At 72.4% G+C, this 15,765-nt stretch carries 12 protein-coding genes; 4 read left to right on the top strand and 8 right to left on the bottom strand.

Translation table 11 applies throughout. From position 1 onward, the window contains the following. Nucleotides 1-72 precede the first annotated feature (72 nt). Both NE234_RS04285 and NE234_RS04280 read left to right on the top strand, forming a co-directional pair. Nucleotides 73-3,423 carry a phosphodiester glycosidase family protein gene (locus NE234_RS04285; protein WP_252777515.1) on the top strand — a complete coding sequence of 1,117 codons (3,351 nt, stop codon included), beginning with the start codon at nucleotides 73-75 and terminating at the stop codon, nucleotides 3,421-3,423. Between the two features lie 233 nt (nucleotides 3,424-3,656). Further along, nucleotides 3,657-4,919: a cytochrome P450 gene (locus tag NE234_RS04280; protein WP_252777514.1), complete on the top strand. Its 1,263-nt coding sequence runs from the start codon at nucleotides 3,657-3,659 to the stop codon at nucleotides 4,917-4,919. Here NE234_RS04280 and NE234_RS04275 read toward each other — a convergent pair whose 3' ends face one another. The 3 genes from NE234_RS04275 to NE234_RS04265 all read right to left on the bottom strand — a co-directional run bounded on the left by NE234_RS04275 (nucleotide 4,920) and on the right by NE234_RS04265 (nucleotide 7,666). After that, a complete protein-coding gene (locus tag NE234_RS04275) occupies nucleotides 4,920-6,179 on the bottom strand; it encodes a cytochrome P450 (protein WP_252777513.1) in 1,260 nt (419 codons plus the stop codon). An 84-nt stretch (nucleotides 6,180-6,263) separates the two neighbouring features. Further along, a complete protein-coding gene (locus NE234_RS04270; RefSeq protein WP_252777512.1) occupies nucleotides 6,264-6,770 on the bottom strand; it encodes an NUDIX domain-containing protein in 507 nt (168 codons plus the stop codon). Between the two features lie 110 nt (nucleotides 6,771-6,880). Next, a complete protein-coding gene (locus NE234_RS04265; RefSeq protein WP_252777511.1) occupies nucleotides 6,881-7,666 on the bottom strand; it encodes an enoyl-CoA hydratase-related protein in 786 nt (261 codons plus the stop codon). A 327-nt stretch (nucleotides 7,667-7,993) separates the two neighbouring features. Between NE234_RS04265 and NE234_RS04260 the strand changes: the two genes are divergently transcribed. Together NE234_RS04260 and NE234_RS04255 are read left to right on the top strand one after the other, a co-directional pair. Then, nucleotides 7,994-8,161 carry a DUF3117 domain-containing protein gene (locus NE234_RS04260; protein WP_252777510.1) on the top strand — a complete coding sequence of 56 codons (168 nt, stop codon included), beginning with the start codon at nucleotides 7,994-7,996 and terminating at the stop codon, nucleotides 8,159-8,161. A gap of 127 nt (nucleotides 8,162-8,288) precedes the next feature. Beyond that, nucleotides 8,289-9,779, top strand: coding sequence for a leucyl aminopeptidase (locus NE234_RS04255; RefSeq protein WP_252777509.1), 1,491 nt, complete (start codon nucleotides 8,289-8,291; stop codon nucleotides 9,777-9,779). A 43-nt stretch (nucleotides 9,780-9,822) separates the two neighbouring features. Here NE234_RS04255 and NE234_RS04250 read toward each other — a convergent pair whose 3' ends face one another. Genes NE234_RS04250 through NE234_RS04230 form a run of 5 tightly spaced genes read right to left on the bottom strand, consistent with a single transcriptional unit; the run spans nucleotide 9,823 to nucleotide 15,670 of the window. Next, the gene (locus NE234_RS04250) at nucleotides 9,823-10,713 is read right to left on the bottom strand and encodes a hypothetical protein (RefSeq protein ID WP_252777508.1); all 891 of its coding nucleotides are present in this window, start codon (nucleotides 10,711-10,713) and stop codon (nucleotides 9,823-9,825) included. A gap of 17 nt (nucleotides 10,714-10,730) precedes the next feature. After that, a complete protein-coding gene (locus tag NE234_RS04245; protein ID WP_252777507.1) occupies nucleotides 10,731-11,465 on the bottom strand; it encodes a polysaccharide deacetylase family protein in 735 nt (244 codons plus the stop codon). After that, entirely contained in the window at nucleotides 11,462-12,805 is a 1,344-nt protein-coding gene (locus NE234_RS04240; protein WP_252777506.1) for a polysaccharide deacetylase family protein, read from the bottom strand. Before NE234_RS04240 ends, NE234_RS04245 begins: the two co-directional genes overlap by 4 nt. A gap of 11 nt (nucleotides 12,806-12,816) precedes the next feature. Continuing rightward, a complete protein-coding gene (locus NE234_RS04235; RefSeq protein ID WP_252777505.1) occupies nucleotides 12,817-14,331 on the bottom strand; it encodes a polysaccharide deacetylase family protein in 1,515 nt (504 codons plus the stop codon). After that, nucleotides 14,324-15,670, bottom strand: coding sequence for a glycosyltransferase (locus NE234_RS04230; RefSeq protein ID WP_252777504.1), 1,347 nt, complete (start codon nucleotides 15,668-15,670; stop codon nucleotides 14,324-14,326). The genes NE234_RS04235 and NE234_RS04230 overlap by 8 nt, the downstream gene beginning before the upstream one ends. Nucleotides 15,671-15,765 lie beyond the last annotated feature (95 nt).

Genomic DNA, 15,765 nt, shown 5'->3' with positions numbered 1-15,765 from the left:
GTCGTCGTCTCCCGTAAATATCTTTCTGGTGAGGTTCAGAGGTTTCGCTTCGTCTCATCACCGGGAGGCGCCGTGCGAACGGCGAACCGTCTCATCAGAATCGGCCTGACCGCCGTGGTCACCGCGACCATGGCGGCCGGGCTCACCCCACGTGCCGACGCGGCGGCCGCGCCCTGGCTTCCCAAGACTCCTGACTTCTGGCCCCTCGTCGTCGACCAGAGCCGGACGGACTCGACCCCGATCACCCACGGGGTCGCCGAGTACTCCGAGACCTACGACGCCGTGGGCGGCCGCCAGCACACGCAGGTGCTCGACGTCGACCTGTCCGACCCGAACGTACGAATCGGCGCCGTCGAGGCGGGAGACCAGATCACCGACCCCTCGGACGAGACCCTCACCTCCATGGGGACGCGTACGGGCGCGGTGGCCGGCATCAACGGCGACTACTTCGACATCAACGCCACCGGCCGGCCGATCGGCGGGATCATGGCGAACGGCCGCCTGCTCAAGAGCCCGCAGCCGAACTTCAACGCGATCCTCGGCGTCAAGCCGGACGGCTCGATGGTCATCGGCCCGCAGACCTACAGCGGCACCGTCACCGACGGCGGGGCGAGCCACGCCATCACCTCCGTGAACACCGTCACCGACGTCGCGGCGGGCGGGATCAGCAGGCTGACCCCCGACCTCGGCGGTCCGACGGCGGTGGCCGCGGCGACGGTCGTCACCGGCCACGCCACCGGAGGCGGTCTCACCGTCGACGGCGTCACGGCCGGCGTCACCTCGATACCCCGCCTGACCGCCGGGCGGGAGAGCCTGGCCGGGGCCGGCGCGGGCGGGCAGTGGCTCGCCGCGAACGTCCACGTGGGCGACACCCTGACCATCGAGGAGAAGACGCCCACCCTGACCACGATGGTCAGCGGCGCCACCGTCCTGGTGAAGGACGGCGCGGCGTACAAGGACCCGGTGGGCACTCCGCCCGGCGGCAAGAACCCCAGCCGCAACCCGGAGACCGCCGTCGGCCTGAGCAAGGACGGTCGGCACGCGACGTTCGTCGTCCTCGACGGGCGTACCGGCCCGACCGGGGCGTCCGGCGTCACGCCCGACGAGGCCACCGGCTACCTGCTCGACCACGGCGCGTACGACGCCATCCTGTTCGACGGCGGCGGCTCGAGCGAACTCGTCGCGCGCAAGCCCGGCGACGGCCGGCTCTCCGTCATGAACACGCCCTCGGACGGCCACGAGCGCGCGGTCGCGAACGGCATCTTCGTCTACTCCACGGCCGACGCCGCCGGTTCGGCGCGCACGGTCGTCATCAACGGCGGAACGCCGGTCACCACCGTGCCCGGCGCGACCGTCGACGTCCCGGTGTACGCCACCGACGCCGACCAGAACCCCGCCGCCGGCGACACCCGGGTCACGGTCGTGCCGTCGTCCCTCGGCTCGTGGCAGAACGGCCGGCTCACCGTGAACCGCGCGGGCACCGGAGAGATCATCGCCAGGAACGGCCGTGCGACCGCGACCGAGCCCCTGCGCGTCCTCGACCGCCTGCACTCGCTGACGATCAGCCCGGACCAGCCGGACCTCATCAACGGATCGGTCCAGCAGTTCACCCTCACCGGCGACGGCTCCATACCCGTCCCCGCGGAGGTGGCCCGGTGGACGGTCAGCCCGTCCGACCTGGGCACCATCGACGCGCACGGGACGTTCACCGCGTCGGCCGCCAAGGGCGGCCTCGCCACGGTGACCGCCGAGTCGGGCGGAGTGTCCGCGAGCACGACCGTCGCGGTGGGCAGCGTCTCCAAGGTCATCGACGACATGAGCGACGTGGGCGACTGGAACCTGCGCAACACCACCGGACAGCCGGCGCAGACGAGCCTGGCCTCCGGCGTCGTGCCGCCCGGATCCACCGCATCCGGCTCGCTCCAGCTCACGTACACCGTGCCCGCCGGGCAGGGGGTCAAGCAGCTCGTCCTGTCCTCGAAGACGACGCTGCAGGCCGGGGCCGACGCCGAGGGCAAGAACCCGACCGGCATCGGCCTGTGGATCAAGGGTGACGGCAGCGGCATCAATCTGGCGGAGTCCTACATCGGCGCCGACGGCCTCACGACGACCCTCTACCCGACGACGGTCACCTGGAAGGACTGGCGGCTCGTCGTCGCCGCGCTGCCGTCGACGATGAAGTTCCCGCTGAAGATCAGCTTCATCGACTTCCTCGGCATCAACGCGGCGACCACGATGAGCGGCACGCTGAACGTCAGCGGACTGCAGGCGCTGTACTCCCCGCGCCCGGTCGTCGCGCCGCCGTACACGGCCATTCCGAAGAACCCGTCCTGGCTGACGTACGAGGAGAGCGCGGACGACTTCCACAAGAAGGGCACGACGCTCCTCACCGGGGACGACGCCCACCTCGTCGCGTCGGACCCGGGCTCGGCGAGCGCCGGCGTCATGGACGCCATCGCGAAGCGGGTCCCCGCGCTCAGGCCCGACCGGGCGCAGTTCCTCGGCGACATGCCCGATGACGGGGAGCTGCCCGACCTGCAGTTCGCCCAGCAGAAGATGGCCGCGCTCGGCGTCCCGTACCGGGACATCGTCGGCAACCACGAGATCAGCCAGGGCGCGGTGCCGGAGAACGGGAACTTCGCGAAGGTCTTCGGCGAGACCCACTACGCGTACACCTCCGGACCCGCGAACGTCATCGTGACCGACAACGCGCACGGCAGTCTGCAGTCGTCCGACGCCTACCAGAGCCCCGCCGAGGCGCAGTTCCCCTGGCTGGTCCGGCAGCTCACCGGCAACCGCTCCCCGGCGGTCCTCGTGGTGACGCACATGCCGGCGTACGACCCGCATCCGGCCGCGAACAGCCAGTTCGGCGACCGGTGGGAGGCGCGGATGTACGTGCGGCTGATCCAGCGGTACCAGCAGACGCACCGCGGCACCCACGTGATCATGCTGTACGGCCACGCCCGCGGCTTCGCCGAGCAGATCCTCGACCCGCTCGGGCAGCCCTCGGCCGACGGTGTTCCGCAGTTCACCTTCGCCGACCTCGGCATGCCCGCGTACGCGCCGGCGGATCAGGGCGGCTTCTACAACTTCGGTCTGATCCACGTCGGCCCGTCCGGCCGCATCGGGTTCACCGTCGAGCCGGTGCTGGCGTCCATCGCGGTCACCGGCCCGGCCGCCCTGCGGAAGGGGGACTCGGGGCGGCTCACGGCGACCGGCACGGCCGTCGGCGGCGACAATCAGCCCACGCTGACGCTCCCGATCGCCGACCCGGCCTCGCACGTCTGGTCGTCCAGCGACACGCGGGTGGTCGAGGTCGATCCGGCGACGGGGAGCATCACCGCCCGGCGCGCGGGCACCGCGACCGTCTCGGTCACCAGCGGCGGCGTGTCCGGGAGGATCGAGGTCACGGTCACCGGCTGACCTGCCGCACGGACCCCTCGGAGCGGCCGGTCGCCGTCTCCGAGGGGTCTTCCGTACGTGCCGCGGTCGACCAGGGGAACGGGCCCGAGCGTCGGCGGACCGCGATTCTCGGGGGAATTCGTCCGGATGTAGGCCCCTGGCGGATCTTGGACGCGTAGTCTCGCGCACACCACCCGTGACGCCTCGCCGGCGTGTGCCGTCGGCGGATTCCGACCGCTTCGTGGAAGAAGGCCATGACCGAGCCCGTGCCCGCCGCCCCCGCCGACGACTCACCGGGCGGCTGTCCCGCCCACGCCGCCGTCCTGCCGCTGTACGGGCCGAGGTTCCTGCGGAATCCGTCGGAGCTTTACCGCGAGATGCGCCAGGAGCACGGCTCGGTCGTCCCCGTCGTGCTCGAGGGGGACATCCCCGCCTGGTTCGTCATCGGCTACCGGGAGGTCCATCACGTCCTGAGCCACCCGGAGATCTACGCCCGCGACTCCCGCCGCTGGAACCAGTGGGACGACATCCCGCCCGACTGGCCGCTGCGGCCCTTCGTCGGCTACCAGCCCTCCACGCTGTTCGCCGAAGGCGACGAGCACCGGCGCCGCGCCGGTGCGATCAGCAACGGCCTGTTCGACGTCGACCAGTTCGACCTGCGGATCCGGGCCGAGAGGATCGCGGACGACCTGATCGACTCGTTCGCCGGGCGGGGCGAGGCCGAGCTGATGGCCGAGTACGCGCATCCGCTGCCGCTGCTCGTCCTCGCGCAGATCTTCGGCCTGCCCGAGGAGGAGACCCCGGGCCTGCTGCGGGACATGATGACCACGGTCAACGGCGACGAGGGCGCGCTCGACGCCTACCAGGGCATCTGCGCGACCATGGAGCGGCTGGTGGCGCACAAGCGCGAGCAGCCGGGCCCGGACTTCGTGACGCGCATGCTGAACGACTCCGCGAACCTGACGGAAGAGGAGCTCATCGCGGACCTGGTCCTGGTGATGACCGCCGCCCAGCAGCCGATGGCGTACTGGATCGGCAACACCGTCCGGCTGATGCTGACCGACGACCGGTTCTCCCTGAACCTCGCGGGTGGCCGCCGCAGCGTCGGCCATGCGCTGAACGAGGTGCTGTGGGAGGACACGCCCACGCAGAACTACCTGGGCCGGTGGGCCGCCCGGCCGGTCCTCCTCGGCGGGCAGCAGATCGACACCGGCGACCTGCTCGTCCTGGGCCTGGCGGCGGCCAACAGCGACCCGCGGGTACGGCCCACCTCCGACGCCCCCGCGGTCGGCAACCAGGCCATGATGTCGTTCAGCTACGGCGAGCACCGGTGCCCGTACCCGGCACCGGAGCTCGCCGAGGTGATCTGCCATGCCGCCGTCGAGGTGCTCCTCGACCGGCTGCCGGACCTGCTGCTGGCGGTGGAGCCCGAGGACCTGGGGTGGTCGCCGTCCGTCTGGATGCGCGGCCTGGTCGACCTGCCGGTGGGGTTCACCCCGTCGTACGTCTCCGGTTGATCAGCCGGTGACGGCCGGCGCCGCCATGGCGGAGGAGGAGCCGGCGGCCACCGGCCGGAACCTCAGCGGGAGCGTCATGAGGCCGCGGGTGAACACTCCCCGCTCGGGCGGCGCGGCGCCGTCACGGAACGCGAGGTCGTCCATGGCGTCGAGCAGGTGGTTCGCCGCCACCTCGACCTCCGTCTTGGCCAGCAGGGCGCCCACGCAGAAGTGACGTCCGAGCGCGAAGGCCAGGTGGTCGGCGGCCGCGGAGAACGCGGTCGAGGCGGCCAGGTCGTCGCGGAAGACGTCGAACTCGTCCGGACGGGAGTAGCGCCGGGGGTCGCGATTGGCGGCGCCGACCGCGCAGACGACGGTGCCGCCGGCGGGCACGGTGCCGCCGCTGAGGGTGACGTCCTCGGCCACCTGACGGATGACCATGTGGACCGGCGGGGTGTGGCGAAGCGTCTCGGCGAACGCCTTCGGGATGAGCGTGCGGTCGCGGCGTACGGCGGCGAACTGGTCGGGGTGTTCGAGGAGGTTGCGGAACAGCGCGGAGATGGCCCGGTCGGTGGTCTCGCCGCCGGCGGCGAGCAGCAGGCTGCAGAAGGCCCGGATGTCGTCGTCGGTCATCCTGGTGCCGTCGATCTCGGCGGCGCAGAGCGTCGACAGCAGGTCGTCCCCGGGGTTCGCCCGGCGTTCCCGGATGATCGGGATGAGGTACTCGCCCAGCTCGCGGCGGGTCCGCTCGCCGTCCGCCGCGACCTCCGGGTCGCCGGCCAGGTTGCCGAAGACCGCGATGATCGAGGTGTACCAGCGGTGGAACCGGTCGTGATCCCCCTTGTCCAGGCCCAGCATGTCGGCGATGACGTTGATGGGGAACCGCGTCGTGAATTCCGCCACCAGATCGACGGTTCCGCGGGTGGCGAAACGCTCGATGAGTTCGCGGGAGTTGCGCTCGATGACCGGCAGGAATTTCTCCTGCAGCTCATTTCCGCGGAACGCCGGCGCCACCAGCGCGCGGTGCACGGCGTGCTCTCGGCCGCTCATCTGCAGGATGGTCCGCCCGTGCACGGGCTCGAGCTGCCACTGGTAGTTGTCGGTGGTGAAGACCGGGTCCCGGAAGGCGCGCTGCACGTCCTCGTAGCGTGAGATGACGTAGCCGCCGCTCGCCTCCTGCCTGATCAGCGGAAATTCGTCGAGCATCGTCCGGTAGTACGGATACGGGTCCGCGGCGAATTCGGGCGACAGGATGTCGGGGACCGCTGACGGCGTGGCCAATGAACACTCCCTCGATCGGCAGGCGTGCCGGTCAAGGCTATGTAAAAGAGAGTGTCAGGTCCATGCCCCGTCCATTCTCCGGCGTTATCGCGTGAGGTCCGCGTCGATGGGCTTGGACGCGGCGAGGTACTGCGTCGTGCCGGTCGCGCGGGCCTGCAGGGCGGCGGGAAGGCGGGCGGCCGAGGCGGAGGAGAGCATGCCGACGCCCTCCTCGACCGTCACGAACGCGTGGTCCACGAGCTCTTCCTCCTGCAGCCGGATCGGCGCGTCCGCGTAGTACGTGCCGCAGTCGAACAGGAAGTACACGTTCGCGCGCGGGCGCTCGTCGTCCGCCGGTACCCAGTCGCAGACCAGCAGGCGTCCCGCGGTCAGGGACAGCCCGACCTCCTCCAGGACCTCGCGTTCGCAGCCGAGGTGCGGAGCCTCGCCGGCCTCGACGATGCCGCCGGGGAACAGCCAGTAGGGGCGGTAGCTCGGCTTGACGAGCAGGATCCGTCCGGAGGTGTCGGTGATCAGTCCGCCCGCCGCGAGATAGACGCTCGGCAGGGAGGCGTACCAATCCTCGGTGGACAGCCATTCGCGTTCGGTCACGGTGCCGAGGCTAAGGGGTCACCCGGCGGCCCGGGCGCCCGGCACTCCGGCGTTCCCCCTGATCATCCGGGGGCCGCGGGCGGCCGAGGCCGCCGGAGGTCGCGGGCGGCTCAGCGGCCTTCGAAGACGGGCTCCTCCTTCTTCAGGAAGGCCTTGGTGGCGGCCGTGTGGTCGGCGGTCGCGGCGCAGGCGTCCTGCAGCTCCGCCTCCCTGGCCAGCGCGCCGGCCAGGTCGGCGGTGGCCGCGTGGTCGAGGGCGGCCTTCACCGCGCCGTACGCGACCGTGGGCCCGGCGGCGAGCCGCCGCGCGAGCTCGCGCGCCTCCGCGTCGAGCCGGTCGGCGGGCACGACGCGGTTGACGAGGCCGAGTTCGAGCGCCTCCGGCGCGCGGAGCGGCTCGGCGAGCAACAGGAGTTCGGTGGCCTTGGCCCGGCCGACGAGGCGCTGCAGCGTCCAGGACAGGCCGCTGTCGGGGGCCAGCCCGATCCTCGTGAACGCCGTCGCGAACGACGCCTTCTCCGACGCGATCCGGAGGTCGCAGGCCAGCGCGAAGGAGAACCCGGCGCCCGCCGCGACGCCGTTGACCGCGGCGATCACCGGCTTGGGCATGCCGGCGAGGGCGAGGACGATGGGGTTGTAGTGGTCCGCGATCGTGCCGTCGAGGCCGCGGCCCGCGTCCAGGTTGGCGGCGTGCTCCCGCAGGTCCTGCCCGGCGCTGAAGGCGCGGCCGCTACCGGTCAGGATCACCGCGCGTACGGCGGAGTCGTCGCGTGCCCGTTCCACCGCCGCGCGCAACGCGCTCTTGGTCTTCGCGGTCAGCGAGTTCATCGCGTCCGGGCGGTTCAGGCTGATCGTCGCGACCCCGTCCGCGAGGTCGTACCGCACGCTCTCCGACACGTTCAGGCTCCTTTGCCCTGGTTCGGTCCGTCCGATCCTCCACGGCAACCTTCCGTGACGCCGGAGGCCGGGGGCAAGAGCCGCGCCGTCGCCGGTGCGAGAAAATGAAGAGAGGAAGGGCGCCACGGGCCCCGCGACGGGGGTGCCGCCCACCGCCGGAACGGCCGGTCGCCAGGTCTCAGCATGATCTCGAAGCTGATCGTTACCACTTAGCGCCCGGAAAACGGGATAATGGACCACCACCAGTTGACTTGATGCGGCAGACGGGTCAGCGGCCAAAGAAGCCCGGCGGCCCCGCGCGGCCCTAGGCAGGAAGGGGATTCACGCATGGCGGCGATGAAGCCGCGGACAGGCGATGGTCCGCTCGAAGTTACCAAGGAGGGGCGCGGAATCGTCATGCGTGTCCCGCTCGAAGGCGGCGGGCGGCTCGTTGTCGAACTGTCGGCGGAGGAGGCAGGCGAGCTCGGGGACGCGCTGAAGGGCGTCGTGGGCTGACCCGACGTCACCCCGATCATTGAGGTTTCCGCGAGGGCCCCGGCGTTCGTCCGCCGGGGCCTCGCTGTCCGTACGGGACCGTCCAGTCCCCCTGAGGCCCGTACGGGACCGTCCCGAAGGAGAGGTCTTGCCGGTTTCCACCCAGCTGCGCACCGTCCACGGCACGATCCGGGACATCGCCACGACCGCCGAGGTCGTCGCGGTGCCCGTGCGGTCCGGTCCCGAGCTCGACCCCCTGTACGCCGACGAGGTGGCCGGCGTGTTCCCCCTGGGCGCGACCGACCTGCTCGCTCACGAGGAGGCGAAGGGCGGCCCCGGAGAGCTCGTCGGCGCCCCGTGCCGGCTGGGTGACGGCATCACCGACCTGCTGCTGTACGGCGTCGGGGACGGCTCCCCGGCGGCGCTGCGCCGGGCGGGCGCGGCCGTCGCGCGACGCGGGCGGGGCCGCGCAGGCGTCGCCGTCGCCGTGCCGTCCGGCGCCGGCGACGAGGCGCTCGCGGCGTTCGCCGAGGGCCTGCTGCTGGCCTCCTACGACTTCCGCGTCGGCGGCTCGCCGACACGACCGGCGGCCGAGACGATCACCCTGCTCGTCGAGGCCGGGCGCGCGGCCGACAGCGCCGTCGAACGCGGCGTCGTCGTCGCCCGCGCCGTGGCGGCCGCCCGCGACCTGGTGAACACCCCGTCGTTGGAGAAGACCCCGCGGTGGCTGGCCGAGCAGGCCGAGCGGTTCGCCGCCGAGTCCGGGCTGACCGTACGGGTCCGCGACGAGGAGGAGCTGCGCGCCGGGGGCTTCGGCGGGATCGTCGCCGTCGGCTCCGGATCGGCCCGCCCGCCGCGCCTGATCGAGCTGGCGTACGAGCCGGAGACCGGCCCGGCCGCCCGGCACGTCGTGCTCGTCGGTAAGGGCATCACGTTCGACTCCGGCGGCCTGTCGCTGAAGTCGAACGGGAGCATGCAGACCATGAAGACCGACATGGCGGGCGGCGCGGCGGTCATCGGCGCGATGACCGCGCTGCGGGCGCTGCGCGTGCCGGTCCGGGTCACCGGGCTGATCGCGGCGGCCGAGAACCTCCCGTCCGGCTCCGCGATGCGCCCCGGCGACGTCATCCGGCACTACGGCGGCATCACGTCGGAGGTGCTCAACACCGACGCGGAGGGACGCCTGGTCCTGGCCGACGCCCTCGCCTACGCGGACGCCGAGCTCGACCCCGACGCGCTCGTGGACCTCGCGACGCTCACCGGGGCGGCCAAGGTCGCGCTCGGCCAGCGGCTCGGCGCGCTGTACGCGACCGAGGACGCCCTCGCCGCCGGGCTGCTCGGCGCCGGAGCCGACAGCGGCGAGCCGCTGTGGCGGATGCCGCTCACCGACGACTACCGCCAGGCCCTCGACTCCGACGTCGCCGACCTCGCGAACGCCGGGCGCGGCGGCTTCCGCGCGGGCTCGATCGTCGCGGCGCTGTTCCTGCGGGAGTTCACCGGGCGGCGCGCGTGGGCGCACCTCGACATCGCCGGGCCGGCCCGCGCCGGTTCCGACGACGCCGAGGTCACGCGCGGTGGAACCGGGTTCGGCGTCCGCCTGCTGCTGCGCTGGCTCAGCGGGCCGGACGCCGGGGACTGACCGCCCCGTCAGAGCGCCTGGAGGGCACGCCCACGGGACGGCGTCAGATCCGGGTGACGCGGAAGGCGGTGAACTCGAAATCGCAGTTGTCCCCGCGCAGCCCGACCGCGCCGGGGTCCAGGATCGCCGCCCTCTCACTGCCGTCGTCGGTCGCCGACAGAACCTCGCGGCCGTCCCGCGCGACCGTGATCGTCACCAGGCCGCCGCCGGACGTCGTGATCCGGACCCGGAACGCCTGCCAGCGGCCGTACGGGACGGCGTAGCGGGCCTGGCCCAGCGTGTAGTACGTGCCGCCGTTGGCGTCGCCGCCGGGCAGCTTCTTCTTGACCACGATGAGGTCGTCCCGGCGGTTCAGCGAGACGACGTAGAGCTTCTCCGGGCTCTGCCAGCGCAGGAAGACGTGCACGCCGTCGATCTCCGACGCCGCCGCCCGCCCGGTGGCCGTCAGGCCCAGGTTCCGCAGCCGGAGGGACACCGCCACGTCCTCGAAGTCCCGGCGGCGCGTGGTCATCCGGAACACGCTCGATCCCGTGCCCCGGGTCGATCCCGCGTCCGGGACCGACGCGTCCGGCGTCCCCGACCAGGCGACGCCCCGGTGGATGAACAGCGACCCGCTGCTGACGTCCCAGTCCCGCGAGACACGGGTGCCCGGCGTCTGGGGGTTCCAGTGCGCGAACTCGTTGGTGACGAGGCGGTCCGGCCCGGACAGCCGCGGCGCGAACAGCGCCGGGCGCGGCCGGGCGCGTACCGCCCAGCCGCCCGCCGCGAGCACCGCGACCACGGTGAGGACCAACGCGGTCCGGACGCCGGCCCGCCGCCGGATCCCGCCCGAGACCGCCGTGCGGGGCCCGTCGTCCGTGCGGGGTCCGTCGTCCGTGCGGGGTCCGCCCGCCCTGCGGAGGGCGTCGCCCGTACGCCCATTGTGCCGATGCATCGACATGTCCTTCCCGGTCAGTCGGTGGCGAGGGCGGTGCAGAACCCGCGGGCGCGCAGCCCGCGGATCACCGTGGGCAGCGCCTGCACCGTGGCGGCGGACTGGCGGACGCCGTCGTGCATGAGCACCACCGAGCCCGGGACCACCTGGTCGAGGACGGACGCGGCGATGTCGCCCGGCTCGCGGCCCCGCCAGTCGTCGGTGTCGATCGACCAGCGGATCACCCGCATCCCGGCCAGCCTCGCCTCCCCGTCCACCGTGGTGTTCGTGTTGCCGAACGGCGGCCGGAACAGCGTCGGCGCCGGCGCGCCCGCCGCCGTGATGGCCCGCTGGGTCGCGTTGAGCTGCCAGTCGATCTGTGCCTGGTCGAGGTCGGCCATGTGCGGGTGGTTCCAGCTGTGGTTCTCGACCAGGTGACCGTCCGCGACCTCCGCCCTGATCAGGGCGGGCCGCGCGGCCGCCTTCTGGCCCATGGCGAAGAAGGTCGCCCGCACCCCGTACGCGCGCAGGACCTTCAGGATCTGCGGCGTGTAGATGTCCGGGCCGTCGTCGAAGGTCAGCGCGACCCGGCCGCGCGTGCAGCGGTTGTCCGTCCGCGCGGCCTGCAGCATCGCGTTGGTCACGACCGTACGGGCCTTCTCGGTGTCGGCCCTGCTCGCCGGGGACAGCACGTCGACCGCGAGGCCGGCGGCGAGGCCCAGCAGCCCGACTCCGAGCCCGAACTCCGCGAGGACTCTTCCTCTGGTCGTCATGGGTTGGCCGGGTCCGTGATGTCGTAATCGTCGGTGTAGATCGTGCCGACGCCCGCGAGCGAGAGGCCGACGGACAGGCCGGTGGCGTCGGCGGGAGCGGCCGGGCTCGTGAAGGCGGGGGTCTGCGTCCAGGTGTTCGTCGCGGGCAGCGCGGGGCCGCTCGTCCAGTACGCCCAGGTGCCGGCGCTGGTCCGGTAGTACAGCGTCAGCTTGACCTGCACGTCGGACGCCCAGCTGCCCTTGTACCAGACCGACGCGTTGTAGACGTGGCCCGGAGTCGCGACGGGCGCGCAGGTGTTCGCGTCCTGTTTGGAAACGAGCTTGCGGTCCCCGCTGGTCAGCGCGGTCACGTCGAGCTGCTGGGAGTACGAGCCGGTGTGCGCGTCGGTGGACCGGGTCCAGGTGTAGGTGTTCGTGCCGTACCCGCCGTACTGGAAGCAGGACGGCAGCCCGTTCGAGGCCGACTCCAGCGAGGGGTTCTGGACGAGGTTGCCGTGGGTCGGCGGGTTCAGCGGCGGGCCGTTCACGGGCGGCTGCTGCGCGCCGCCGATCACCTGGTCGACCGTCTTGACCGTCGTGCCGATCAGGGCGCGCGGGGTGAGCCAGTCGAGGAAGTCCGAGAGCGTGCTGGGGCTGACCGAGTAGGTGTCGGTGCAGCCGTCGCAGACGTGGTGGAACACCAGCTGCACCCAGCCTCCGCCGTGCCGTTCGGCGTTCGTGACCAGGCTCTTCAGCGTCGCGAGGCTCGTGTCGGACTTGATCGAGTCGGGCGTCTGCATGTTGTACGCGTCGGCCGGTGGGATGCTCTCGGAGTAGCCGCAGCCGTCGCAGGAGCCGGGCGACACGACGCCGCCGACGGCGCGGGCGCTGTTGTAGCCGCAGTCGCGGACGATCTGCTCGGTGGCGGCGTTCTCCGAGCCGTACGGGTAGGCGAAGTTCTTGACCGCGAAGCCCCAGCCGAGCAGTGTCACCCGGTCGTTGCAGACCTCCCGCTTGGCGTCGTCGGAGGACAGGGTCGTCAGGTCGGCGTGGTCGACGGTGTGGCCGGCGATCTCGTCCCCGTCCGAGGCGAGGGCCGCGATGTCGGCCTGCGTCATGTAGTTGGTGAGGTTCGTCTGCCCGCTGTTGATGTAGAACGTGCCGTGCAGGTGGTGGGACTGCAGGATCGGGCGGGCGTTGGTGAATTGGTCCTTGACGCCGTCGTCGAAGCCGAGGGTGACGACGGTGCCGATCGCGGCGTGGGCGGTGCCGCCGCTCACGCCGGGCACGGCCAGCGCCGCGCACAGCAGGGCGAACAGCGCAGCGAGCCGCGCCGCCGCCGGGGCAGGTGTGTGGTGCATCGGTCCTTCTCTCAACGGTTCCGCTGGGTGTCCGGGGTCAGGGTCGGGCGGTGGTAGACGACGGTGCGGCGGCCGCCGTCCGCGGCGATGCCGAACTTGATCCCGCCTTCGTGGAGGCGGGGGTCGAAGGCCGCCCGCAGCCGGCGCCCGTCGACGGTGACGTCCGCGGTGTTCCGGTGGACCCGGATCAGCACGGTCCGCCCGGCGCGGCTCGCCGGGAGGGCGGCTCTGGCGAGCACGACCCGCGCGTCGTCGCCGATCTGCTCGCGGACGACGAGCGAGCCCTCCCCGACGACGACCTCGACCCGGCCGCGGTGGCCCGCGCCCGCGCCGTCCCGTACGGCGATCACGGCGGCGGCGTGGCGGTTCACGCCGGTCACGCGGGTCCGGACCGTGTAGTTCACCCACTGGCTGGTGTTGACCTCGCCGAGCAGGCAGGTGCCGTAGCCGTCGCTGCGCACGGAGAGGAGACCGGGCCGGTGGGCGCAGTCGGCCAGGTCCCCGAGCCACGGCAGGGCGGCCAGGTCGTGCGGCGGCGCGACCGGAACCGCCCCGCGGACCATCTCCAGCAGGTCCGAGACCGACGTCGTGGCCCGGACGCCGATGCGGTCCAGCGTCCAGCGGGGCGACTGCGCGCTGACGGCGTTGACGTGCTCGGTCGGGACGTTCTCGCCGATGAAGGCGACGCCGAACCCGGCGTCGCGCAGCAGGCCGGGCAGCTCCCGCGCCAGCGCCGGGGCGTTGCCCGTGCTGCCGGTGTCGCCGAACGGATAGGAGAACGCGCTCGCCGGCCGTCCGAAGACATGCCGGAAGAACCTCTGGCTCCGGGCCAGGTCGGCGCGCACGCGGGACCGCCACGCCGCCGGCGACTCCTGTTTCCCGTGGACGAGGATCCGGTTGACGAGCGCCGGGGCCAGGTCGCCCGGCACCGGCACCTGGTCGTGCATCGCGTCCGAGTGCGAGCCGAACTCCCAGCGGCCGGTCGCGCGCAGCGCCCGCAGCTGCCGCGTCGACAGGTAGTACGACGGCGTTCCCGCGGCCACCATCTTCGACGTCGTGAGGAACGCCGTCGCGGTGAAGTGGTAGCGCGCGAGCACCGGGTCGACCGTCGTCCAGTCGGTGAGCGTGCCGTCGTCGAACGTCAGCAGCAGCGCCTTCGGCGGCAGCCGTACGGGCTGGTGCGCGATGAGCCGCTCGACGTCGGCGAGCCGGACGGTGCGGTAGCCCGCGGCGGCCAGCGCCGCCAGGTGCTCGCCGAACAATCGCCGGGTCAGCGTGCTGCCCGCGTGGTCGGCGTCGGACACCGCGTGGTACGTCAGCACCACCACCGACCCGGGGTAACCGGGCAGGCCGGCGGCGGCCCGCGCGGTCGCCGCGTCGAGGTGGACCGGCGGCGGCGTCTGCCGCGGCGGGTCGAACGGACGGCTCACCGCGACCCACACGACGAGCACGAGGGCCAGGGCGCCGATGAAGAGCGTGCCGTTGGCGGCCGCGCTCACCCGCCCCATCCGGGTCGGCTCAGCCATCCTGCACCGCCTGCGGAGACGGCTTGATCCGGTACGCCGGGGGCCGCCGCCGGTCGACCGAGCGGGTGCCCCATTTCCCGTCGCGAATTCGGGCGATCGCCCACAACAACTGCGGCGAGAAGGTGATGTAGAAGAACGTTCCGAGGAAGGCGTAGAGCCACAGGCCGTCTTTGCGCAACAGCCGGTAGACGAACGCGTACGCCATCGAGACGAGATACAGCCCGAGGAAATAGATCAGCGGCGAGTGCCCCTCCACGACGGCGCGGACGACGGTGAGGAAGATGACGATCGGGCTGAGCAGCCCGGCGCACGTCTGCACGGCGACCGACGGCAGCGCGCGGGTGCGGCTCCGCCAGACGTGCGACAGCAGGAGCGGCCCCTCCCGGCTCCACGACTTCTTCCAGCGCAGCTGCTGGCGGAAGAACTTCCGGTAGGCGTCCGGGACGTCGGTCCACGCCTCGGCGCGCGCGTCGTACCGCGTGATCCAGCCGGTCTTGATGACCCGGTTGGTCAGCGCCCGGTCGTCGCCGTACGTGCACTCGACGCCGAGGAACCGCTGGTGCTCCCAGGCGTCCAGCAGCGGCTCCACGGCCGCGCGGCGGTAGGCGGCGAAGCAGCCGGAGCAGCAGGTGACCGCGCCCAGGACCGACTCCGCGCTCTTGAGGAGCTGGAACGAGACGTAGTACCGCGCCGCCTGCATGCGCGTGAGCGTGTTCGTCTCGGCGTTGCGCGCGTAGGTGAGGCCGGAGATCGCGCCGACCTTCGGGTCGGCGAAGCCCTGGACGAGCCTGCGGACGGCGTTCGGCGCGGGCATGGAGTCGGAGTCGACGAAGACGAGGATCTCCGCCTTCGTCGCGCGGATCCCGGCCGCCATGGCCGCACGCTTGCCCTGGTTGCTCCCCAGGTCGACGCACCGCACCGACCCGGGAGGATGGGCGGCGGCCGCCCGCAGCATGTGCTCCCATGTGTCGTCGCTGGACCCGTCGTTGACGACGACCAGCTCCAGCCGGTCGCGCGGGTAGTCCAGCGCCATGCAGGAGTCGATCGTGCGGACCACCGCCTCGCCCTCGTTGAAGGCGGGAACGATGATCGCGACCGTGGGCGTGATCCCCGCGTCGCGCGGCGGCCGGTAGAACGCCGCCAGCAGGAACCGGCTCAGCACATAGCCGCTGACCGCGATGGTGTACGCCGGGGTGAACGGGTCGCCGCGCAGGAAGGCGACCTTGATCCCGACGTGCCAGGCGATGACCAGGCAGATGACCGTGACGCCGGCGAACGCCCCGAAGGACGCGAGCCGCCCGGGCCGGGCTCGGTCCCCCGGAAGGGGTGGCGTGCTCACGAAGAGTCTCCTCGTGTTCGGTGGGCATGACGGGGCGGGGACGGCGCCGTGCTCGGGCTCGGCGCCGCCTCCGCCCTTCGACGCGGCGGGGGGTC

Origin of the sequence: Actinoallomurus rhizosphaericola (genome assembly GCF_024055675.1) — a bacterium.
Classification (GTDB): Bacteria; Actinomycetota; Actinomycetes; order Streptosporangiales; family Streptosporangiaceae; genus Actinoallomurus; species Actinoallomurus soli.
The sequence above is the reverse complement of the archived record's forward strand: the minus strand, read 5'-3'. Positions and strand labels throughout refer to the sequence as shown.